Source organism: Gemella sp. 20925_1_85, from assembly GCF_041433735.1.
Taxonomy (GTDB): Bacteria; Bacillota; Bacilli; order Staphylococcales; family Gemellaceae; genus Gemella.
Window position 1 is genome coordinate 1 of sequence record NZ_JAPWCC010000018.1, and the last position, 21,937, is coordinate 21,937.

A 21,937-nucleotide genomic window follows, 5' to 3' on the forward strand; every position below is an offset into this window, starting at 1 on the left:
AAAATATGAATCATCTTCTTAATGTTCGGAAAATGATTCATATTGTATTTTATTCTTTTACATTTACAGTCAAGTTCTGTAAATATGTTTTAAATGATGAGTTGACCTCTTCACTCAATCCTTTAGTAGCATTTAAATCCACTATTATTTCTACTTTTTCATTATACGTTTGTGTCATAATTATATTACTTAATACACAAATATTAGAGACTAAACCGCAAAACTCTACTTCTTTATAGTCACTTCGTGAAATGAATTTTGCTAGATCTATACTTCCGAAAGAGGTCTTATTAAAGACTTTCTTAGCTTGTTTTTCATATCCAGCTACTTTTCCGTATAAATTATGACCTTCGCTATCAATTATACAGTGTTCAATAGGTAAATGTTTACCTTCTCTAGTTGTAAGATAATTAGTATAGTGAGTGTCTTTTGTGAAGATTACATCTTGACCAGCTTTTAAATACTCTTCAATTTTGTTAGCTATTACTTGATCAAGTTGTTCTGCTGTTTCAAACCCTAAAGCACCATCTACAAAGTCCTTTTGATAATCGACTACTACAAGTAATTTTTCAGTCGTATCATGTTTTAACAATACCCTTAGATATAATAAAAATGCCACAAATGCTAAAAATCCTAAGCAACAAAAAATAATATCTGATTTAAATTTCGGATTTGTTCTTTCATCTAACACTACAAACTTAACTAAAACAGCAGCATCTATCAATAACAGAACTAGTAGATATTTCATTCTTTTTCTAAAATATACAGCAAAATCTTTTGCGCCTAATTTTTTATAAATTAAGTAGATAAATAATGCTGCTATTGCTAAAATGAACAACATTGTTCCATACTTATGTAGTAATTTAAATGCATGGGGAGCACTTGGTCCCAATACATAACCTAGAGTAATAAACACAACTACCCAGAATACTCCACCGATTGTTGAATATATATGGAATCTTTTAGCATCTATACGTGAAATCCCAGAAAAATATCCAAGTATATGTCTTACTCCTGGTAAGAAATATGCTATAACTATTACAATATTTCCAAATTTATTAAAAAATTCAGCCGCTTTTGTCATTCTATATGGTGTAAGTCCAATATATGAACCATATTTATCAACAGCTTTAGTTCCCAACCTTCTACCAACTTCATAAGAAAATTGCATCCCTATAACAGTTCCTAATGCACTTGCAACAATCATCCCTATATAACTTCCATGATTATTATATGCCATTATTCCAGCTACTACCATCATCGTCTCACCTGGTAGAGGTAACGCTGCAAATTCCAAGATAAGCGAAACAAATAATATTATATATACATGTTCAGTTAATAGTTTAAATAACATTTCCATATATAAACTATTCTCCTTTTTTATTTATTTACTAATAAATTATATCATATTTCATACACACTTAAAAGCTAAATTAATAAATTAAATATGATATAAATAATATTGAAAATTATCTTATCATACTTAACTTATAGCTAGTTAAAATAATTTTCTATTTATAGAAAATTAAAACTAGAGCTTTACATCACGTAAAACTCTAGTAACTTATTAATTTCTATTTTCTTTCTTCGATAACTTTTACTAAGTCTTTGATTTGAACGATGTTTTCTGCATCTTCATCAGAAAATTCAAATCCGTATTTTTCTTCAATATCCATTACTACATCAGCAACGTCAATTGAATCAGCATCAAGATCTTCATTTAATCTTGATTCTAAAGTAATTTTATCCGCATCTATTTTAATATACTTAGTAATAATCTCTTTTACTTCTTCGAAAATTGCCATTAATTTGTTTCTCCTTTTTCCATCGTTTCTATCATTATACCATAAAGTTTTGTTTTGTGTATTTGTTTTGCTTGTTGAACTGCATAATATAGTGCATTTTCATCAGCTGAACCATGAATTTTTATACTTGGTTTTTTTATCCCTAATAAGAAAGCTCCACCATATTCACTGTAATCAAATTTCTTTTTGAATTTTGAAATTCCGCTTTTTACTAGTAATGCAGAGATTTTTGTTATCAAGTTTTCTAAGAAGATACCTTTAATCATTTTCCCTAATGAACTTGCTACACCTTCAATAGATTTCAATAAAATATTCCCAGCAAATCCGTCAGCAATAACTATATCATATTTATGCTCAAGAATTTCTCTTGCTTCTATATTTCCTTTAAAGTTAGCAATATATTCTTTAAGTAACTTATGAGCTTCTTTATATACTTTATTACCTTTTGATTCTTCAACACCAACATTAAGTAATGCTACCGAAGGTGTTTCAATGTTATAGATATATTTCATATATAATTGACCAAGTTTAGCATAGTTTAGCAAATCATCAGGTTTTGCTTCTACATTTGCACCTAAATCTGTAAGTAAAAATTTATGTTCAGATCTTGTTGGTAATAATGATGCTAATCCTGGTTTAGAGATACCCTCAATGCGCCCTAGCATAAATAGCGAACTAGCCATAAAAGCACCAGTGCTTCCACCTGAAATTGCTACATCAATAACATCATTATTTAAATCAGATAACATTCTTATCATAGAAGCATCTTTTTTCTTTCTATGAACACGTGCTGCATCATCAGACATTAGCACCTCTTCAGTACAAACATTCTTAATAATATTTTCTGTTTTAGTTATTTGATTTAAGTTTTCTTCAAGTCCATAGACATAAAGTTCTACTTCATCGTCTTTATAACTATTTACAAAGTTAATAATTCTACTAGGCTCATCTACTCCTAGTATATCAATACCTATTTTCATAATATTATGCACTTTCTTCTCCTATTAATTTTGCTTCTACTACAAATCTGCTTTCCCATTCACCAGTTTGTGGATTAAAATTATCACAAGTAAATAATTTTAATATTTTTGGTTCGTTCTCATGTTGTTCCAAAATTTCAACTTGCGTTGGTACTACATCATAAAGTTTGTTTACTTCATATGTACGTAATTTATCTTTCGAAATAATTTGAATTTTAGCGCCAGTTTTTATTTTGTTTAAGTTATTGAATCTTATTCCAACACCTTGAACACTATGTCCTGCTATAACAACGTTTTGAGCATCTAAAGTTGATGGTTCTTGTGATGTTGCTACTCCATTAATTAAATTGATTTCAGTAACATCTTGGAAGATTGGTTCTTCTATATCTACACTATCAATTTTTAAAATTCCTAACATTGAGTCTGTTAATTTAATTTTTGACTCATTATCTGTAAACATTTTTTGCCACCACGGTATGTCTACTTCACCTTTATTATTTTTATAAGCTGTAATAATCTTATCATTAGCATCACCTGTTAAATATTCTCTAATTTGATTTTTGAATATCAATACTACCGATGTACATAACAGTACCACGATAAGAACATTCAAAAAAGCATTTTTAAACTTCTTATTCATTGCATCCTCCTATATTATAGTTTCTTTTAATCCAACATACTGTAATAATCTTTCTTTATTATCAGTTACTTCAATAATTTTTATCGCTAATTTTTTCGCTAAATACATTAAATCAACATCATTAATTAAATCAGCAACTTTAAAACTTGGTACACCACTTTGTTTCGTTCCAAAAAAATCACCTGGTCCACGCTGTTTTAAGTCAAATTCTGCAATTTTAAAACCATCATTTTCTAAACACATTATATCTATACGTTCACTTTTTGAATCAGTTACTAATATACAATAAGACTGAAACTTACTTCTTCCTACACGTCCTCTTAGCTGGTGTAATGTAGCCAGACCAAAACGATGAGCATCTACGATAATCATGAATGTAGCATTTGGAACATTTACTCCAACCTCAATTACAGTAGTAGAAATAAGTATATGTATTTCTTTATTTAGAAATTTCTCTACAATTGCATCTTTTTCTTTATTATTCATTTTACCATGTAGAATTGCAATTTTATAGTCATCTGGTAGATAGTTTTTAATATTCTCATATGTTTCCTCTACATTTTGCAAATCCATCTTCTCAGATTCTTCAATCAATGGACAAACAACATAACCTTGTCTTCCATTATCGAGTTCCATACGAATATTATCTAGAACTTTATAAAAACTCTTATTCGTTGCTTTATAGGTCTGAACTTTTTTTCTACCAGCCGGTAGCTCATCAATTGTAGATACTTTAATATCAGTAATCAATGTGATTGCCAAACTTCTCGGTATTGGGGTTGCTGTCATCATTAATGAATTAACAGCTTCTCCTTTGTTACTTAATAATTGACGTTGTTTTACACCGAATCGATGTTGTTCATCGGTAATTACATATTTTAAATTATTGAATTTCACATCTTCTTGAATTAAAGAGTGAGTTCCAATTAATAATTCTATCTCACCAACCTCAAGTAAACTTAAAATAGTATTTCTTTCTTTCTTAGGCGTGCTACTAGTCAATAACGCTACCGAGATATTCAAATCTTTGAAGAATTCGAAAAATGTTTCAAAGTGCTGATTTGCTAGTATCTCAGTTGGCGCCATAATTGCTGTTTGATAACCTGCTTTTATCGTTGCATACAAAGTTGCTGCCGCTACTGCAGTTTTACCACTACCAACATCACCTTGCAATAATCTGTCCATTTTATAAGGATTATTTAAATCATCTACTATTTCGTCAATAACACGACTTTGAGCGCCTGTTAGCGTAAAAGGTAAACTATTTTTAAAGTCATTGATATCTTTATTGTTTACTCCAACACAATATCTAGTGTCCTCTATCCTACTATTTATATTTTGAAGCTGTAATTTTAACTGGTAGTTAAACAACTCATGAAAAGCAAACATCTTCTTAGCTTTGTCAAATTCCTCAGAATTTTTTGGATAGTGTAACGTATATAAAATCTTATCTAATTTCCAAATTCCTTTAAAATTTTCAGGAACTAGATCTAAGATAATATTTTCACCATCTATCATATTAAACGACTCTTCAACAAGCTTGGTAAATTTTTTCTGCGTTATCCCTTGTTTAAGATGATAAAAAACTTCAATAGTATCACCTTTAGGCTTCTCATCAACAACATTGAAACTTACGCTCGAAGCTGTTATCGTATTATTTGCAGCATTATACGTCCCTTTTACAACTACATCCTTACCTTCAATTAGATTTTTTTTCAAGTAATGTTGATTGAAAAATACTATCTTTATGCTACCAGAAGAAGTTGATAATGTAAAAAATGACCTACTTCTTCTATTTCCATAGAACTGGGTACTAACCCTAGTTTCTACCTTTCCAGTTGTTATAACTTTTTCATTATCTTTTACAGAAGAAGAAAAATCAGTAGAACTAGATACTCTATAAGGAATATTATACAAAATATCACGAATAGTATAAATTTCTAGTTCGTTCAAAGTTTGTAAATACTTCTTTCCTACACCTTTTATAGTTCCTACTGATTTTTCTAAAATATTAATCATTACCGAATAATAAACTCCTATATTTTTCTCCAGTTTTTGTGATTGCAAGACCACCTCTTGCAGTCTCTTTCAATGTCGTGGACATTTCTAATCCTATTTTATACATCGCTTCTAGTACTTCATCAGCAGGAATTCTACTCTTTATACCTGCCAATGCTAAGTCAGCAGCCATAAGTGCCGTTGAAGCTCCAGCTGCATTTCTTTTTACACAGGGTACTTCTACTAATCCCGCTACAGGATCACATACAAGACCAAGCATATTTTTTAATGCTATGGCAAATGCATGAGCACTCATCTCAGCATCTCCGCCCATTGCTTCGACAATAGCTGCTGCAGCCATTGCACTTGCTGAACCTATTTCCGCCTGACAACCACCTTCTGCACCAGAACAAGAAGCATTATTCGCTACTACAAAACCGAAAGCACCGGCTGTAAATAACATTTTTAATTGTGTTTCTTCATCAATATCGAATTTTTGTTTAAGTGCATGAATACAACCTGGAAGAACTCCAGCCGATCCAGCAGTTGGAGTTGCACAAATTAAACCTAATGAGGCATTTACCTCATTAGTTGCAATTGCTGCTGCAACTCCGTTTAAAAAGTCACTCCCTGTAATTGACTTGCCGCTATCTATATATTCTTGAAGCTTCTTGGCATCTCCTCCAGTAAGTCCTGTTTTTGAACTCACTCCCGCCAAACCTTCTTCGACAGCTTGCATCATTACATTTAAATTTCTTCTCATTAATTTTTCGACTGCAGATCGTGTAACGCCATTCACTTCAATTTCTTGTTCTATCATTAATTCAGAAACTGGTTTATTTTCTAATTTTGATTTTTCAACTATTTCTGCTAAACTAGTAAACATTCGGGTTCCTCTACAATCTATCTGCAAATTTTACTTCATTAATATAATCTAGTTCAGTTAATTTCTTAATTTTATCTTCAGTTAATTCTTTTTGTGATTCTACTACTAATAAGTTTATTCCCTCTAGAATAGAACTTGAATACATCTCACTTACTTTTAAACCACCGAATATTTCTTCAATTTGTACTGAAAGATCTTTTTTAATATCGTCTTTAAATTTATAAAATATGAAATAGCTAGGAAAATCTCCTGATAAGTTCACATCGAAACCTAAGAGCTCAAAGATTACCATTTTTCCTCCACCTATTGACTTTCCAATAAGATCTAGACTATGTCTTCCTGCTTCAACTTCTATTTTCGCTGTATTTGGATGAATGTGTTCAATTCCACTTTCTATAAACTCAAACTCCATCCCTGCTAATTTTGCATCTTCCATACTCGTTCTTATGCGTTTATCAGATGTGTTATAACCTAATAAACCACCTATTAATGCAATGTCAGTTCCATGCCCTTTATACGTTTCTTTAAACGAACCATATAATGTTATTTTTACATTTTCTGGTTGTTCACCAAAAATATATCTTGTAAATAGACCAATACGCACTGCACCAGCTGTATGTGAACTTGATGGACCTACCATTACAGGTCCTATAATATCAAATACACTTCTGTATTTCATATTTACACCTCCAATATTGTAGGTAATATAACAGGTTTTCTTCCTATTTCACTTTCTAAAAATTCTCCTAAAGCTTCTAAAATTTGTAGTCTTATTTGGTAAACACCACATTCTTCATTTTCTAATGCTGCTAATACAGCATCTTTAATTATTACTTTAGATTGTGCAAATAATTCAGTAGATTCATTTACATTTACAAATCCACGGCTAATTACATCTGGATTATTCATTAGTTTTTTATTTTTAAAATCAATTGCAATTGAAACTACGATAACACCTTCTTCAGAAAGTTCTTTTCTATCTTTAATTACAACACTACCGATATCACCAATTCCTAATCCATCAACATATACATCAGATGCATCAAACTTACCAGCAATTCTAGCACTATCACTAGTTAAGGCTAGCACTTCACCATTTTCCATAATAAATGAATTTTCTAATGGAATATCACACTCTGCCGCTGTTTGAGCATGAATAACCTGCATTCTATACTCACCGTGAATTGGCATGAAATACTTAGGTTTAATAAGTCTAAACATTAATTTTTGTTCTTCTTTTGAACCGTGTCCTGATGTATGAACATTATTTACACTTGATGTAATAACATTGGCACCAAGCTTTGATAATAAATCAATATTCTTATTAATAGACAATGTATTTCCTGGAATAGCTGAGCTTGCAAAAATTACAGTATCAGTCGGCATTATTGTGATTTTCTTATGCGTTCCATTAGCTATTCTACTTAATGCTGCAAGTTCCTCACCTTGAGTACCTGTACATAAAATAAGTAATTTATTAGGATCTACTTGGCTTAGATATTTACTATTAACAAACGTTTCTTTAGGTGCTTTAATATAACCTAACTCCGTTCCTATTTTAATAGCTTTTTCCATAGAGCGACCAAATACCACAATCTTTCTACCATGTTCAATACATGCTTCTACTACTTGTTTTACACGATATACGTTCGATGCAAACGTAGCGAATATAACTCTATGTTTTTCCTTACGAAGTATATTAGAGATTGTTTTCCCTACTTCTTTTTCACTTTGGGTAAACTCTGTTCTTTCTGAGTTTGTTGAGTCAGAAAGTAAACATAATACACCTTGTTCACCAATCGCTGCCATTTTATGTAAGTTAGTTCCTTGACCAACAGGAGTAAAATCAAATTTAAAGTCTCCTGTATGAACAATATTTCCTTGTGGAGTATTAACAATTACTCCAAATGAATCAGGAATTGAGTGAGTAGTGTTATGGAATGAAACTTTAAGATATTTAAAGCTCAACACTGTATCTTCATCTATCACGTTTAACTCAGCTTTGGCCAATAAATTGTGTTCCTCTAGTTTTGATCTTATAAGACCAATAGCTAAGGGTCCACCATAGATTGGTAAGTTTACTTTTCTAAGTAAAAATGGTAATCCACCGATATGATCTTCGTGACCGTGAGTAATTATTAGTGCTTTAATTTTGTCCACATTTTTCTCAATATATGAGTAATCTGGGATTACATAGTCAATTCCTAGAATATTATCTCCAGGAAATTTAACTCCAGCATCGATAATAACTATTTCATCTCGATATTGGATTGCATAGGTGTTTTTCCCAATTTCCCCTAGACCACCAATGGCAGCTACACCTACTTCATTTTTTTTAATGATCTTATCCATTAACTTTCTCCACTTTAAAGTCTTCAGATTGTTTTTCAAACTCTAAGTATGCTTCGCTTAATTCTTGAACAAGTTCAACATTGTAGTTTCTGTCATCTAAATACTTTCTTACTGCTGGTACTCCATCAGCTTCAACATATAATACTTGAGTGTTCTCCCTTACTGGAATCTCTTTTGAATTTTCTTGGTAAAATACTTTAAATACTGCCATTAATAATCTCCTATCATTTGTTTTAATATATTTAATGTGTAATCTATTTCATTTTTTGTTGTGTTAATATTTATAAATGAAAACTGTATAATGTTTCTTTCTTGTAAGTATGAACTCTTGTAATGAATAAAAATATTATTTATCGCAAGTGAAGAACCTACATTAAGTGAACTTATACTTTCAGGAAGTTCTACAGTAATTATTACTGGAGATACTTCTTTTTCTTTAAATTTCATAATTGGAAGATTTAATTGCTTTAATCCTTCCTTCATATATGTATATTTTTCTTGTACCTTTTCGTATCTTTCATCAGTTTTAAAAGCATCTAATGCTGTGTTTAAAGCTTCCATTAAAATCGATGGTTGAGTGAAAGGTATAGATGTAAGTTTGTTTGCATAGTGTAAATCTAGATATAATGGTGTGTTTTCTAAAGGAACTAACTCACAGTTAGAACCAACTATTGCTAAACCTGCTACAGAACAAAATGCCTTTCCAGATGAACAAGCTACATAATCAACATCTTTATAGCTATATTTAATAGCTCCTACTGCTGAAACTGCATCCACTGCTAAGACTAAGTTATTTTCTTTAACTATTCTAGTAATTTCATCTAAATCATTTAATATTCCAACACTAGTCTCGTTGTGAACTACATAAACAAAATCATAGTTTCCAGATTTAAGTTTATCCGATAGTACATCAAGATCAAAGCTTTCTCCAAATCCTACAGAATAAGTCTCTATATCAAGCCCATGTCTCTTTGTTTCACGAACTAGCCTATTACCAAATTCGCCATTAGCTAAAACTAGCCCATTTATAAGATTTCTTCCTTTTAATTGAGCCATAATAGCTTCGTTAGCTAGTGTAGCTGATCCATGTAATATCGTTGCTTGTTTGACATTCAAAATACCTTCAATCTTCGCTAATGTATCCTTAGTCAACGCAACAAATTCACTACTTCTGTGTGAGTATAATTGCTTAGATAATTTTGCTGTTACATCTTCAGATAAATCAACTGGACCTGGTAAGAAGTTTATTCTTTGTGCTCTAGCCAATCTTTCAATAACTTTATTACCATTATCCAGTTTAAGATACATAGGCATATACTCTGCTTCTTTTGTCCCTACATTTTCATGGAATTTTACAAATCCTATGTGATTATATAATTTTTCCTGGCGTGTTGTACCTGAAATAAAAACAATGTCGTATGCATTTTGAATTATATAATTAAACGTTCTTTGTAATAATTCTGTAAAAACTTTAGTTTTTCTATATTGCTCCTTGATTGAAAGCAATCTAATTTCTACAGGTTTTTTGTAACTACCTTTATAGAATTTATCAATATCATTTAATTTTAGATCTAACGAAAACGGTCTTTGATCAGATAATGAAATCATCCCAATTACATCATTTTTCTTTTTCGCTATAATATATATATTTTTATCATGAAATTTATCTTTTAATTTTTTTGTTTCATTTTTTTCATGTTGAGGAATTTCTTCAACAAATGTTTCATAATTTAATTTGAAAATTTGTTCATATTCTTCCGCTGTATTTGCTATTTTATAAATCATAATTTTTCCCCATAACTTTATTTGGTTAAATTTTCTCTACACTATATCTTACCATAATTATAACTTTTTTTCAAACTAACATGGTTGAAAACTCAATAAATAACAAATTTATTGCATTATGTTTAACATCTATTCAAAATACATTTCAAAAAATAAAGAAGACTCATATTCATAGAGTCTTCTTTATAAATTTACTTAATACTATTCTTAAAGAATACGTTGGTTTTTAAGTGCAGTTACGAAGTCAGTTAATTCATAAATTGCTTTAGCTTCGATGATTTTTTTAAGTTTCGCTGCTGCAAAACCTTTAGCTTTTTTACCACCCATAACATCAGCAATACCGTCTTTATGACCTAATGAACATACTACACCACGGTTAATGTATTTAAAGTCACCAACTTGTTTTCCACTGATTCTAGCTCCAACGTATGCACCCATTTGGTTAGCGATTTGAGCTGTTGTTGGATATGGTCTTTCTTGACCAGTTTCGATGAATGCTGCACAGTCACCAACGATATAAATCTCGTCGTGTCCAGGTACTGTTAATTGTTGTGTAGTTACTAGACGTCCACGTTTAGAAAGTTCTGGGAATGCTTCGTCCATAAGTTTGTTTCCACGAACACCTGCAGTCCATACTAATGTAGATGCAAATAGTTCTTTTCTTTCTCCATCAACTTCAATAGTGAAGCTATCTTTAGTAGCACCTTTAATTCCAGCTCCTAAAATAATTTCAATACCATTATCTTCTAAGTATTTTCTTGCATAATCACTATACTCTTTAGTGAACATTGGTAATAATGTTGGGGCTGCATCTAATCCGTAAATTTTAACTAATTTTTCATCAATTCCGTATTTAGAACATAATTCTTTTTTACGGTGAACTAATTCACCTAAGAATTCCATACCAGCAAGACCTGTACCACCAACGATTACTGAGATATCTTTAATATCTTTTTCTTCACTTGTAGCATATTTTCTGAAGTTATCTTCTAATGTAGCAGAGATTTTTTCTGCAGCATTAATGTCAGCGATTGGCATTGCATTTTCAGCCATACCTTCAATTCCGAATGTTTCTGGTTGGAAACCTAATCCAACTACAAGTACATCGTAATCAAGTTCGTGTTTTTTAGTTAATACTAATTTTTTCTCAGTATCAATTTTAATTACTTCATCTTGAATAAATTCAACACCTGGAGTTACAAGATCTTTAATATCAATACAAATATCTCTTGATGCAATATTACCTGCTGATACTTCGTGTAAGTTTACTGTATCATAGTGATAAGAGTTTTTGTTTACTAGAGTAACTTTTACCTCTCCAGCTTTAGCAGCTTTTTTTAATCCTTTTAAAGTCGTTAGTCCTGCATATCCAGCACCTAAAATTACTACGTTTTTCATAGTATTGATTTCTCCTTTTAACTGTTATTTTGTATTTTATCCGCAGCAGCAGCCGTTTCCACAGCAGCCACCGTCTTCATCATCATAAATTTCAATCATATTTGGATTGTGTAATGTAAATTCACTTCCAAATTCATCTTGAACATAATCAATTTCAAGACCTTTTAACAGAAGTTCGTCTTCTTCATTAACAATAACTTTTAAATCGCCGAAGTTAAGTACTTTATCTCCTGCTTCTAATTCATCCTTGATATCAATTGCATATTGCATTTGAGTACCTTGTAACTCTATAGAAATTTTTAAATAACTATCTCTTTTATCAGCATCAAATAACATCTCTTGGAATTTTCCAACTGCTACATCTGTTATCAAGATTAATTGATTCTCTGTATTAGCCATAAAATGTTTCCCTCTTTATTTTTATTTTCTATTTATTATTATAACCGTTTTTTTAATAAAATAATAGTATCTTGCTTACTTTTTATAAAATTATTTGTGAAAATTTTATGAATTTTTTAAAATAATAAAATTTCATGAAACAGTATTCTATCAGTATACTTATATAAGTTCAATAAAATCCTAAATTTTAAGTTCTAATAATCAATCTAATAATATTTTAATAGTTACAAATGTAGTCGATAAATATTAATGAATTTATATACTATTTTTCTATTTAAAATAAATAAAATCCCAAATTCAATACTATATTAACACTTCACGTTTATAACTTCTAACTTAAATATTTTAATTCTTAATACAGATTTCGTCCTATGTATTCATTAAATCCTATAACGCTTACTCAGTTTATTGACTTTTTTTATAGCCACAAGTATAATAACATATAGAAAGGTGGTTGTATTTTGAATAAAGAGTATTATGAAACAGTAGATAGAATAAAATTTGAATTAGAAAAAATACGCCCCAAGCTTATTATGGATGGCGGTAATATTGAATATATAAATTTCAAAGATGGCATACTAAAAGTTAGATTCCTTGGAGAATGTGCTAATTGCGAACTATCCCATATTACATTAAAATATGCAATAGAGAAAACATTAAAAGAAAAAATACCCGAAGTGAAAAAAGTATTACAGGTGAAAATGAGCGTCGTCTAGACGCTTTTTTTATTATATTTATAAAAAAAGAGTAGACAAAAGTCTACTCTCGATGACGTCCCAGAAGGGATTCGAACCCCTGACCGACGGCTTAGAAGGCCGTTGCTCTATCCTGCTGAGCTACTGAGACATATTTAATAAGAACCTCTCTCTGAAGTACTTTAATAGTATATCAATTATTTTATATTATGTCAATACTTTTTTTTAGAGAATTATAAATATTTTTTAGGAAAGCAGTTATTACTATAATTAACTTATATAAAATAGTTTTCCAGTGTTAAAATATCATCATGATTTTATACAAAAATAAAAAAGGAAAGCATTGATTTCTCAAGTTGCTTCCCTTTATTGTTATTAAAAATTATCTTCTTAATCCTAGAGCTTTAATTAATTCACGGTATCTTTGGATATCTTTTTTAATTAAGTAGTCTAGTAAGTGACGACGACGGAAAACTTTTTTAAGTAATCCACGACGACCTGCGTGATCTTTTTTGTGAGTGTTTAAGTGCTCAGTTAAAGCATCGATTTCTGCAGTTAATACTGCGATTTGTACTTCTGGAGAACCAGTATCTGATTCGTGAGTACGGAATTTAGCGATAATTTCTTGTTTTCTTTCTTGACTAATTGCTGCCATTGCAATTTCCTCCATATAATTTTATTTTGCGACCTTAATCCTAGTGTAGAACCTGGAGGGTTTCTATACCACGAATAAGGAACATAAGTTATTGTACAACATTTTTTAATATAATTCAAGAGATAACATTTAAAATCTGTACAATAACGAAGATTTTAGTAATCTTTCTCTTCGCAAGTTTTTTTATCTAGCTTAAGTTGTTCTTTTAAGTGATCGAAACTCTCAAATTTTTGTTCTTTTCGTAAAAATTCATAGAAGTAAATTTCGATTTTTTCTCCATATATATCCTCATCGAAATCTAAAATATGTGTTTCTATAAATTTTTTATTTTTTTCATCTGAAACAGTCGGATTATAACCAATATTTGTAACTGATTTATAAATTTTATTATTAACTTTAATCTTAGTTATATATACACCATTCGTCTCGGGTAATAGATATTTACCGTCTAATTCAAGATTAGCAGTTGGGAAATTAATTGTTCTTCCTAGTTGCCTACCTTTAACTACTAAACCAGAAATAGAATAGAATCTTCCTGTATATTCATTATATTTTGAAAATTCACTTTTTCTGACGAATTCTTTTAGTACGGTCGTAGATATTTTTTCCTCATCTATTTTCTCTTTTTCTAGAACCTTTACTTCTATTCCACTATCTTTTATCAAATTTGGTGTTCCTAATCCTTTAAAACCGAATCTATAATCAAATCCACAAAAAACCTTGTCTACATTTAATTTTTTCAGAATATTATTTATAAATTCTTCAGGCGATAAATTTTGTAATTTTTCATTAAATTCTAGATAGTACACCTCATTTACACCAAGACTTTCTAACAGTTCGTTTTTCTTATTAGTTGGTGTAAGAGATTCCTCACTAGTTTTTCCAAAATATTCTTTCGGACTCTTATCTAAAGTAATTACTGCAGATATAAATCCTTTTTCTGCAGCCTCTACAGCACTCCCTATTATTTTTTGATGAGCTTTGTGAATACCATCAAAAAAACCTAATGCTGCAATTCTTTTTTTATTTTGTTCCTTAATCTCACTTATATCTGAAATATAAAATATTTCCATCTTCATCTACCTACTCTATTATTTTTGGAAATGTCGTTTTTACTGATAATAATTCGTCTTCTTTATCTTTTAGATGATAAATTGCAATTGCCTCATTCTCATATGTAAAAACTATTCCATCTGTAAAATCGTAATCTGGAAATTGATTTTTTCTAAATCTTAATCCATTCATTACTTGCTTCGCTCTAAATTTCGGTATTTCAACAAATTGAAACTCCTCAAGAGCATATTCTTTTCTTAAAAGGCTGTGCTCCAAGTTTCCTTCTTGGACTTTTTGTTCAACTTCTGATAACTTCAAACACTTTTCCAAAGTTATCTCACCGCTTCTAGTTCTTGTTAACTTACTCATCGTACTAGGTAAATTTAATTTTTCACCAATACTTGTAGCTATAGTTCGAACATACGTTCCTTTACCACAGCTAATATCAATTGAAAAATAAAACTTATCATCTTTATAATACTCACTGTCTTCTATAAATGAAATATCATAAATGTTAACTTTTCTCGTTGGAATTTCTACATCAAATTGACCTCTTCTAGCATACTCATAAAGTTTTCTACCATTAACTTTAATTGCAGAATATATCGGTGGAGTTTGTTCTATTTCACCAATCATTGAAGATAAAATCTCCTTTATCTCATTAATGTTAATATCACTTACTTTACATTCTTCTATTACTTCACCAGTAAGATCTTCAGTAGTAGTCTTAAGACCTAAGCAAACTTCCGCTCTATAGCTTTTCCCTAAATCCATAGCATAATCACTTACTTTTGTAGCTCCACCAAGTAAGAGTAATAATACTCCATCAACTTCAGGATCTAGTGTGCCCGAATGACCAATTTTTTTCATTTGAAGAATTTTTCTTGCTTTAAAAACAACATCGTGACTTGTAATTCCACGTTCTTTGTAAATTGGTAAAATGCCTTCAAACATTATTTTTTATCCTCTTTTTTCAAACAATCTGGACACAAACCATAAACCTCAAATTTATGACCATCAATTTGATAACCTTTCAATTCTTCTATTTCTAAATTATCACATACATGGACATGAATTATTTTAGCTTTACCACAACTTAAACATATATGGTGGTGATGATGGTGATCAGTTTCTAAACATCCTATTTTAAAATATTTTTCACCTTTTATTTCAGTTGTTTCTAAAATCCCTAATTCTTCATAAGTACTTAGATTTCTATAGATTGTATCAAAACTTAGTCCGGGATACATCTTACCAAGAGTCTCAGAGACATATTTTGCATTTATATATCTATCCTCATTTACTAATAGCTCAACCATAGCTTTTCTCTTCTCAGTATATTTATATCCTTTTTCTTTTAAAAGTTTCATTATCTTATCAACTTTTTCTTCTGATATTTTCATAGGTAACCTCCTGTACTAACTATTTTTTAAAGTCTACAAACGTCTTACTTCTTAGCATCGCGATCTCATCTTTATATGGTGCAACATCTTTCTTTTCACCATACCAAGGTGTTTCTAAAATTTTAGGAATATTGGCAAACTCATCTAAGTGTACAATCCTATTAATTGCATCAAATCCAATACCACCATATCCGATATTTTCATGACGATCTTTATGTGCACCTAATGTATTTTTACTGTCATTAATATGTAGAACTTGAATTCTATCTAATCCTACTATCTTATCAAACTCAGTAAGCACCCCATCTAAATCATTAACGATATCATATCCACCTTCAAAAACGTGACAAGTATCAAAGGTAACAGTTAACTTCTCATTTAATGTAACTCCATCAATAATTTGAGCAATTTCATCAAATGTCCTTCCACATTCACTACCTTTTCCAGCCATTACTTCTAGAGCGATATTAGGTTTCATATCTTTTGTTAGGACTTCATTTAATCCTTTAACAATACTTGCTATACCTACATCAGCTCCCGCCTTAACGTGTGATCCTGGGTGTAGAACGATATTTTTAGCGCCAATTTTTTCAGTTCTTTCAATTTCTAGCCTTAGAAAATCAACTGCAAGTTGGTAAATATCAGGTTTAATAGTGTTTGCTAAATTAATAATATAAGGAGCATGTACTACAATATCACTTATATTTTTTTCTTCCATTAGCTTATGAGCTTCTTCAATACGTAGTTCTTCTATTGGTTTTCTTCTAGTATTTTGAGGAGCTCCAGTATAAATCATGAATGTATCACTATTGTAACTAGCCGCTTCTTTTACAGAACCAAGCATCATTTCTTTTCCAGACATTGACACATGTGATCCAATTTTCAAGTTCTTCATTATTTACCTCTATTTGCCTTATTGCTACGTTTAGCAAATTTTCTTCTTTCTTTTTGTTTAAGTTTATCCATTTTATATTTATATTTTTTCTTATAACCTGGTTTAACTTTTTTAGAAACTTTTACTTTTGATTTTAATTTTTCAGTTAAGTTATGATCAGCTACGACTTTCTTTCTACTTTGACGTTTATTTCTATCTTTAGCTTCAACGAATTCACCATTTCTAATATCTTGGTGATTAAATTCAATTCCACGTTTTTCTAAATCTTGTAATTTTTCTTCATCTTTATTGTTGTAAATTGTAATACAGTCTCCGCTTAATCCTGCACGTCCAGTACGTCCTGCTCTATGAATAAAGAAATCTAAATCATTAGGAATATTGAAGTTAATTACATGACTCACTCCTTCAATGTCAATTCCACGACTCATTAAATCACTTGCTACAACATAAGTGAAATCTAAGTTATTAATTCTTCTTTGCATTTGTTTACGCTCACGTGGCGTTAAATCACCGTGTAGAACACCTATATTTAATCCTTTAGAAATAAGATAGCTACTCACTTCTTCAACTTCAGTTTTCTTATTAGCAAAGATAAGTGCTAAATATGGATTAATAACTGTAGTAATTTCGTGTAATTTTTCTAAACGAGATGAACTTTTCTCTGGAATTAAAATATATTCAATTTTTCCAAATTTTGCATTATCAACTTCGATATACTGTGCATTTTTTAGATATTTTTTTAAGAAGTGATTCATTTGTGTTGGTATAGTCGCTGAGAATACTAAAAATTGGCAATTTTCCGCTGCTCTTTTAGAAATTTTATCAACATCTTCCATGAATCCTAAGTCGATCATCATATCACATTCATCTATAACAAGACTCTCAACTTCTTTAATAGCTAAGGCACTTGATTTATCTAATTCTAATACACGAGTTGGTGTACCAATAATAATATGTGGAGCATTAGATACTCTTTCAATATCTCTATTTAAATCTTGTCCACCGATACATAGTGTAATTTTAATATCTTCTTCGCTAAAACTAGCTATATGTAACGCCATATCGTATAATTGTCTAGATAATTCTCTTGTTGGTGCTAAAATTATACTTTGTGTTTTTTTCTTAGTTACATCTAATTTACTAAAAATTGGTAGTAAGAAAGAATGACTTTTCCCACTTCCTGTTTGTGATTTTGCTACAATATTTTTCCCTTTTAATACTGGTGAGAATACTCTCTCTTGTATTTTTGTTGGATTATCAAATCCTAAATCTATTACTGCCTTATTTACAAATTCATTAAATTTATATTGTTCAAATGACTTTGGTAACATTTAAAATCTCCTTTACGATTTCTCTAATCTTATTACATAGACTTTTTATCAGTCCACAATATCCTGCGTGAATTAATTTATAATAACGATTCTTGTTTCACGCCATAATAAACCATCCTTTATTATACTATAAATAGGTAGAATTAGCTATAAAAAACAATGTTTTCTTATCTATTATACGTTTTTTATGACTATTATTTTATAGTTAAATAAAAAAAAGTAATTCAGAAAATATTTTTACAATCTTCTAAATTACTTTTAATTATTATTTTATAATGTCAATCCCAGAACTTGTTCCTAATCTTTCTGCTCCAAGATCAACATATTTTTGTGCTGTTTCCTTATCTCTAACTCCACCACTTGCTTTAACTTTTGCATTGTCACCAACAACTGATTTCATTAGTTTGACATCTTCATAAGTTGCTCCGCCAGTTCCAAAACCAGTAGAAGTTTTGACAAAATCTGCTTTAGCTACTAGTGATAACTCACACGCTTTAACTTTTTCTTCATCAGTTAAATAACAAGTTTCGATAATAACTTTCAGAACATTATCACCAATCGCTTCTTTAATAAGACGAATTTCATTTTCTACATAATCAAATTCACCATCTTTTAATTTTGCAACATTGATGACCATATCTATTTCGCTTGCTCCATTTTCTACTGCCTCTTTAGCCTCGAATACTTTTGCAGCAGTAGTCATTGCACCTAATGGAAATCCTACAACAGCCGCAACTTTAACATCAGTTCCTTGTAAAAGTTGTTTAGCATCTGCAACATAACAACCATTAACACAAACACTATAAAATTCATGTTCTATTGCTTCTTCACATAGTTTTTGAACATCAGAACTACTTGCTGTTGCCTTTAAAATTGTATGATCAATATATTTATTTAATCCCATTTTTTTACCTCTATTCTATAACTTCTAATATATTTTTAATATTTTCTATTTTGTCTTGTCCAATTACATAGGCATCTAAGACCATGGCTTTACTAGATTGAACATTTTTTTCATCGTTAAAGTAAATTTCAGCAATAACTTCACCTTTTTCCACTTTATCTCCGACTTTTTTCTTAAGCTCGATTCCTACAGCATGATCAACCTCATCTTCTTTAGTAGCACGCCCAGCACCAATAACCATCGCTGCTTTTCCTATTTCTTCCGCTTTGATTTTTGTTACATAACCGTCTTCTTCTGAGAACACCTCTAATACTGATTTAGGTGTTGGTAACAGTTCATAATTGTTTACTACTTCGCCGTCTCCTCCACTTAATTCAATGAACTGTTTTAATAATTCTAAAGCATGACCATTATCAATAACTTCATCTATTTTTTTAGCAGCTTCTTCGTATGTCTTAACTTCACCTTTGTGTTTTAAAGCTAAATAGACAATTTCATAAACTACTTCCTTAAGATCATCAGACCAGTTACCTTTTAATGCTTCAATTCCTTCGATAATTTCATTAGCATTACCAATATTATACCCTAATGGCTCTTCCATATTAGTCAGTACTGCAATGGTTTTTCTACCTACACTATTTCCAATTTCAACCATTCTTCGTGACAATTCTCTCGCATCTTCAATAGTTTTCATGAAAGCACCGTCACCGACTTTTACATCTAAAATAATTAAATCAGATTGAATAGCCAGTTTCTTACTCATAATACTACTTGCTATTAAAGGAATACTGTCTACTGTTGCAGTCACATCACGTAATGCATATATTTTTTTATCTAATGGTACAATATTGTCACTGTAACCCATTAGCCCCACTCCAGTTTTACTAGCTACTTCTACTAGTTCTTCTTTTGTAGTACTAAATTTAAAGTTTCTAATTGCTTCAAATTTATCAATCGTTCCTCCAGTATGGCCTAAACCTTTACCAGATAACTTTGTTGTAGCCATTCCTACAGCTGATAAGATAGGTCCTAAAACTACAGTAACCTTATCACCTACACCACCCGTAGAATGTTTATCAACAAGATAATGATCTAAATCGTCAAAGTAGATTGTGTCTCCAGAATCCCTCATAGTTAAAGTGAAGTTAGTAAGTTCATCTTTTGTCATATTATTAAAATATACAGACATTAAAAATGAGCTCATTTGATAATCAGGTACCGTTCCTTTAAGGTAGCCCCCTAGTAAAAATTCAATTTCAGCCTTTGTAAGTTCTTTATTTTTTTTCTTTTTATCTATGATATCAACAACTCTCATAGGTTAATCTCCTTAAATATTTTTCATTGAAAGATAAACAAATATATCTTCTTAAAAATCTTTACAATAAAAATTCGTCATACTATACTTTTCATTCTCTATATAAATATTATTAGATACTTCTAATATCTGCAAACTCTTCTTATCTTTTAATATTTTATATAACTCTTCTTGACTTTTTTTACTATATACTATTTTATCACGAATTATGTACATTTTGTAGCCTAATAATATTAACATATAGTTTTTATATTTAAATAAAATCATAAATAACATATAGAATAAAACTAATAGTATAACTATTTTCCATAAAAATTGAAGTTTTTGATTTATAATCAAAAATGTAATAATTATCATCAAAATTAAGTAATAATAATCAATACCGCTTTGTCTAGAAATTTCTTTTTTACTACAAACAAATATATTTGAAGGTTTACTCCCATTGTGAATTATTAAAGAAAAAATAGATATTATTGTTAGTATTGTAGTTAATAAGAGTGCATCTAAATCTTGCTTTACAAAAGTATAAATAAGTAAAACAAAATAAAGAGGCATAAATGAATAAATACAATAACTAATATAGTTAAATGATTTTTTCATCTCATACCTCCTATTTATTATCTTTTACTTTTTGGTTTAGACAAAATCTCCGAAAAAATTATATCATTCACAATTTTTTCTTTATCAAAAGTTAAAGAGTTTGAAAATATTTCTTTTTCTTTATCTAATATAACACGTGGTTTTCTTTCAAAAAATTGTTGCTGAGAAGATTCATATTTTGGAATACGATTATCCCTTTGATTATACTCTTTATAAACTTGTTTAGGTATTTTCTTCTGCTTAATTTTCTTAACAGTTTCTTTATTATTTTTTTTATTGTTCTTGGCTTTATCAATAATAAGTGAAACTATTAGGAAAATTATAGGAATCGCTAAACTACTCATCTTCCCCTCCTAGAGTTTCTGTTAAGATACTCATTTGCAATCAATCCTCGAACAAGATTTTCTTGAGAAAATTCTAATTTTTTAGTATTGCTTTTAAAATTACTTGGCTGGTCAAAATTTCTTTGCATCGAAAACTTATTACGACCTTTATTGTAATTTTCACTATAATACTGTTGATATTTGTTCATAGTAGAGTTATCAACTTGTTGTTCATATATATCTTCTTCATAAACTTGTTGATTAGATAAAGAACTTTGTCTATTTCTAAATTCATTAGAATCCTTATTTGCAGTTTCTTTGATTCTTTTCATCTCTTCAACTGCCTTCAGCGCTTGAGCTCGAGCATTGTCTAGCTCCATTTGTTTTGAATTATCTAAATTTTTTCTGTATCTTTTACTGTCAGAAGCAAAAACTATTGCGAAAATAGCAAAAATTATGATAAATGTTATTGGTGCTGCGAAAATTAAAAATGACATTTCACATCCTCCTTTTTATCTAA

Annotated in this window: 24 protein-coding genes and 1 tRNA gene; 1 reads left to right on the forward strand and 24 read right to left on the reverse strand. The window is 29.9% G+C overall.

Features of this window, described 5'->3' with window-relative positions; genetic code table 11:
- Nucleotides 1-49: 49 nt before the first annotated feature.
- The 12 genes from O3884_RS06250 to O3884_RS06305 form a co-directional block, all read right to left on the reverse strand.
- Nucleotides 50-1,360, reverse strand: a complete 1,311-nt coding sequence (locus tag O3884_RS06250; RefSeq protein ID WP_371452484.1) for an isochorismatase family protein — start codon at nt 1,358-1,360, stop codon at nt 50-52.
- A 214-nt stretch (nt 1,361-1,574) separates the two neighbouring features.
- On the reverse strand, nt 1,575-1,805 hold the full coding sequence (locus O3884_RS06255) for an acyl carrier protein (RefSeq protein ID WP_294683610.1): 231 nt from the start codon (nt 1,803-1,805) through the stop codon (nt 1,575-1,577).
- Nucleotides 1,805-2,797 (reverse strand): phosphate acyltransferase PlsX, encoded by a 993-nt coding sequence (plsX, locus tag O3884_RS06260; RefSeq protein ID WP_371452487.1) that lies wholly within the window; start codon nt 2,795-2,797, stop codon nt 1,805-1,807. The genes O3884_RS06255 and plsX overlap by 1 nt, the downstream gene beginning before the upstream one ends.
- Nucleotides 2,790-3,425, reverse strand: coding sequence for a class A sortase (locus tag O3884_RS06265; protein WP_371452488.1), 636 nt, complete (start codon nt 3,423-3,425; stop codon nt 2,790-2,792). Before O3884_RS06265 ends, plsX begins: the two co-directional genes overlap by 8 nt.
- Before the next feature lie 9 nt (nt 3,426-3,434).
- Nucleotides 3,435-5,444, reverse strand: coding sequence for an ATP-dependent DNA helicase RecG (recG, locus tag O3884_RS06270; RefSeq protein ID WP_371452489.1), 2,010 nt, complete (start codon nt 5,442-5,444; stop codon nt 3,435-3,437).
- Complete coding sequence (gene sdaAA / locus O3884_RS06275; protein WP_294683615.1) at nt 5,437-6,309, reverse strand: L-serine ammonia-lyase, iron-sulfur-dependent, subunit alpha; 873 nt, start codon at nt 6,307-6,309, stop codon at nt 5,437-5,439. Before sdaAA ends, recG begins: the two co-directional genes overlap by 8 nt.
- A 10-nt stretch (nt 6,310-6,319) precedes the next feature.
- Nucleotides 6,320-6,988: an L-serine ammonia-lyase, iron-sulfur-dependent subunit beta gene (gene sdaAB / locus O3884_RS06280; protein ID WP_371452492.1), complete on the reverse strand. Its 669-nt coding sequence runs from the start codon at nt 6,986-6,988 to the stop codon at nt 6,320-6,322.
- Between the two features lie 2 nt (nt 6,989-6,990).
- A complete protein-coding gene (gene rnjA, locus O3884_RS06285; protein WP_371452494.1) occupies nt 6,991-8,661 on the reverse strand; it encodes a ribonuclease J1 in 1,671 nt (556 codons plus the stop codon).
- Nucleotides 8,654-8,872: a DNA-dependent RNA polymerase subunit epsilon gene (locus O3884_RS06290; protein WP_003144942.1), complete on the reverse strand. Its 219-nt coding sequence runs from the start codon at nt 8,870-8,872 to the stop codon at nt 8,654-8,656. Before O3884_RS06290 ends, rnjA begins: the two co-directional genes overlap by 8 nt.
- Nucleotides 8,872-10,446, reverse strand: a complete 1,575-nt coding sequence (locus O3884_RS06295; protein ID WP_371452497.1) for an aminotransferase class V-fold PLP-dependent enzyme — start codon at nt 10,444-10,446, stop codon at nt 8,872-8,874. Before O3884_RS06295 ends, O3884_RS06290 begins: the two co-directional genes overlap by 1 nt.
- Before the next feature lie 207 nt (nt 10,447-10,653).
- Complete coding sequence (locus O3884_RS06300; RefSeq protein WP_371452499.1) at nt 10,654-11,844, reverse strand: NAD(P)/FAD-dependent oxidoreductase; 1,191 nt, start codon at nt 11,842-11,844, stop codon at nt 10,654-10,656.
- Between the two features lie 36 nt (nt 11,845-11,880).
- Nucleotides 11,881-12,243 carry a HesB/IscA family protein gene (locus O3884_RS06305; protein ID WP_060913415.1) on the reverse strand — a complete coding sequence of 121 codons (363 nt, stop codon included), beginning with the start codon at nt 12,241-12,243 and terminating at the stop codon, nt 11,881-11,883.
- Nucleotides 12,244-12,704: 461 nt separating this feature from the next.
- Here O3884_RS06305 and O3884_RS06310 point away from each other — a divergent pair, with 461 nt between their 5' ends.
- Nucleotides 12,705-12,959 carry a NifU family protein gene (locus O3884_RS06310; RefSeq protein WP_371452500.1) on the forward strand — a complete coding sequence of 85 codons (255 nt, stop codon included), beginning with the start codon at nt 12,705-12,707 and terminating at the stop codon, nt 12,957-12,959.
- A 56-nt stretch (nt 12,960-13,015) separates the two neighbouring features.
- Here O3884_RS06310 and O3884_RS06315 read toward each other — a convergent pair.
- The 12 genes from O3884_RS06315 to O3884_RS06370 form a co-directional block, all read right to left on the reverse strand.
- A tRNA-Arg gene (locus tag O3884_RS06315) sits at nt 13,016-13,089 on the reverse strand.
- A gap of 231 nt (nt 13,090-13,320) precedes the next feature.
- Nucleotides 13,321-13,593, reverse strand: a complete 273-nt coding sequence (gene rpsO, locus O3884_RS06320; RefSeq protein ID WP_003146386.1) for a 30S ribosomal protein S15 — start codon at nt 13,591-13,593, stop codon at nt 13,321-13,323.
- 155 nt (nt 13,594-13,748) lie between these two features.
- A complete protein-coding gene (locus O3884_RS06325; RefSeq protein WP_371452502.1) occupies nt 13,749-14,666 on the reverse strand; it encodes a bifunctional riboflavin kinase/FAD synthetase in 918 nt (305 codons plus the stop codon).
- A 10-nt stretch (nt 14,667-14,676) separates the two neighbouring features.
- Nucleotides 14,677-15,600 carry a tRNA pseudouridine(55) synthase TruB gene (gene truB / locus O3884_RS06330; protein ID WP_371452504.1) on the reverse strand — a complete coding sequence of 308 codons (924 nt, stop codon included), beginning with the start codon at nt 15,598-15,600 and terminating at the stop codon, nt 14,677-14,679.
- The gene (locus tag O3884_RS06335; RefSeq protein WP_294681327.1) at nt 15,600-16,049 is read right to left on the reverse strand and encodes a Fur family transcriptional regulator; all 450 of its coding nucleotides are present in this window, start codon (nt 16,047-16,049) and stop codon (nt 15,600-15,602) included. The genes truB and O3884_RS06335 overlap by 1 nt, the downstream gene beginning before the upstream one ends.
- 19 nt (nt 16,050-16,068) lie before the next feature.
- Nucleotides 16,069-16,944, reverse strand: a complete 876-nt coding sequence (locus O3884_RS06340; protein ID WP_371452506.1) for a deoxyribonuclease IV — start codon at nt 16,942-16,944, stop codon at nt 16,069-16,071.
- Complete coding sequence (locus O3884_RS06345; protein WP_371452507.1) at nt 16,944-18,275, reverse strand: DEAD/DEAH box helicase; 1,332 nt, start codon at nt 18,273-18,275, stop codon at nt 16,944-16,946. Before O3884_RS06345 ends, O3884_RS06340 begins: the two co-directional genes overlap by 1 nt.
- A 265-nt stretch (nt 18,276-18,540) precedes the next feature.
- Complete coding sequence (gene deoC / locus O3884_RS06350; protein WP_371452508.1) at nt 18,541-19,179, reverse strand: deoxyribose-phosphate aldolase; 639 nt, start codon at nt 19,177-19,179, stop codon at nt 18,541-18,543.
- A gap of 10 nt (nt 19,180-19,189) precedes the next feature.
- On the reverse strand, nt 19,190-20,494 hold the full coding sequence (locus tag O3884_RS06355; protein WP_371452509.1) for a thymidine phosphorylase: 1,305 nt from the start codon (nt 20,492-20,494) through the stop codon (nt 19,190-19,192).
- 51 nt (nt 20,495-20,545) lie between these two features.
- Nucleotides 20,546-21,094, reverse strand: coding sequence for a hypothetical protein (locus tag O3884_RS06360; protein WP_371452510.1), 549 nt, complete (start codon nt 21,092-21,094; stop codon nt 20,546-20,548).
- Nucleotides 21,095-21,111: 17 nt separating this feature from the next.
- A complete protein-coding gene (locus tag O3884_RS06365; protein WP_371452511.1) occupies nt 21,112-21,438 on the reverse strand; it encodes a hypothetical protein in 327 nt (108 codons plus the stop codon).
- Nucleotides 21,435-21,914, reverse strand: coding sequence for a crotonobetainyl-CoA--carnitine CoA-transferase (locus O3884_RS06370; protein ID WP_371452512.1), 480 nt, complete (start codon nt 21,912-21,914; stop codon nt 21,435-21,437). Before O3884_RS06370 ends, O3884_RS06365 begins: the two co-directional genes overlap by 4 nt.
- Nucleotides 21,915-21,937 lie beyond the last annotated feature (23 nt).

Excerpts from the sequence above, each read along its gene's own strand:
- O3884_RS06250 (WP_371452484.1), bottom strand. The coding sequence starts at position 1,360 with ATGGAAATGTTATTTAAACTATTAACTGAACATGTATATATAATATTA.
- O3884_RS06255 (WP_294683610.1), bottom strand. The coding sequence starts at position 1,805 with ATGGCAATTTTCGAAGAAGTAAAAGAGATTATTACTAAGTATATTAAA.
- O3884_RS06265 (WP_371452488.1), bottom strand. The coding sequence starts at position 3,425 with ATGAATAAGAAGTTTAAAAATGCTTTTTTGAATGTTCTTATCGTGGTA.
- recG (WP_371452489.1), bottom strand. The coding sequence starts at position 5,444 with ATGATTAATATTTTAGAAAAATCAGTAGGAACTATAAAAGGTGTAGGA.
- sdaAA (WP_294683615.1), bottom strand. The coding sequence starts at position 6,309 with ATGTTTACTAGTTTAGCAGAAATAGTTGAAAAATCAAAATTAGAAAAT.
- sdaAB (WP_371452492.1), bottom strand. The coding sequence starts at position 6,988 with ATGAAATACAGAAGTGTATTTGATATTATAGGACCTGTAATGGTAGGT.
- rnjA (WP_371452494.1), bottom strand. The coding sequence starts at position 8,661 with ATGGATAAGATCATTAAAAAAAATGAAGTAGGTGTAGCTGCCATTGGT.
- O3884_RS06290 (WP_003144942.1), bottom strand. The coding sequence starts at position 8,872 with ATGGCAGTATTTAAAGTATTTTACCAAGAAAATTCAAAAGAGATTCCA.
- O3884_RS06295 (WP_371452497.1), bottom strand. The coding sequence starts at position 10,446 with ATGATTTATAAAATAGCAAATACAGCGGAAGAATATGAACAAATTTTC.
- O3884_RS06300 (WP_371452499.1), bottom strand. The coding sequence starts at position 11,844 with ATGAAAAACGTAGTAATTTTAGGTGCTGGATATGCAGGACTAACGACT.
- O3884_RS06305 (WP_060913415.1), bottom strand. The coding sequence starts at position 12,243 with ATGGCTAATACAGAGAATCAATTAATCTTGATAACAGATGTAGCAGTT.
- rpsO (WP_003146386.1), bottom strand. The coding sequence starts at position 13,593 with ATGGCAGCAATTAGTCAAGAAAGAAAACAAGAAATTATCGCTAAATTC.
- O3884_RS06325 (WP_371452502.1), bottom strand. The coding sequence starts at position 14,666 with ATGGAAATATTTTATATTTCAGATATAAGTGAGATTAAGGAACAAAAT.
- truB (WP_371452504.1), bottom strand. The coding sequence starts at position 15,600 with ATGTTTGAAGGCATTTTACCAATTTACAAAGAACGTGGAATTACAAGT.
- O3884_RS06335 (WP_294681327.1), bottom strand. The coding sequence starts at position 16,049 with ATGAAAATATCAGAAGAAAAAGTTGATAAGATAATGAAACTTTTAAAA.
- O3884_RS06340 (WP_371452506.1), bottom strand. The coding sequence starts at position 16,944 with ATGAAGAACTTGAAAATTGGATCACATGTGTCAATGTCTGGAAAAGAA.
- O3884_RS06345 (WP_371452507.1), bottom strand. The coding sequence starts at position 18,275 with ATGTTACCAAAGTCATTTGAACAATATAAATTTAATGAATTTGTAAAT.
- deoC (WP_371452508.1), bottom strand. The coding sequence starts at position 19,179 with ATGGGATTAAATAAATATATTGATCATACAATTTTAAAGGCAACAGCA.
- O3884_RS06355 (WP_371452509.1), bottom strand. The coding sequence starts at position 20,494 with ATGAGAGTTGTTGATATCATAGATAAAAAGAAAAAAAATAAAGAACTT.
- O3884_RS06360 (WP_371452510.1), bottom strand. The coding sequence starts at position 21,094 with ATGAAAAAATCATTTAACTATATTAGTTATTGTATTTATTCATTTATG.
- O3884_RS06365 (WP_371452511.1), bottom strand. The coding sequence starts at position 21,438 with ATGAGTAGTTTAGCGATTCCTATAATTTTCCTAATAGTTTCACTTATT.
- O3884_RS06370 (WP_371452512.1), bottom strand. The coding sequence starts at position 21,914 with ATGTCATTTTTAATTTTCGCAGCACCAATAACATTTATCATAATTTTT.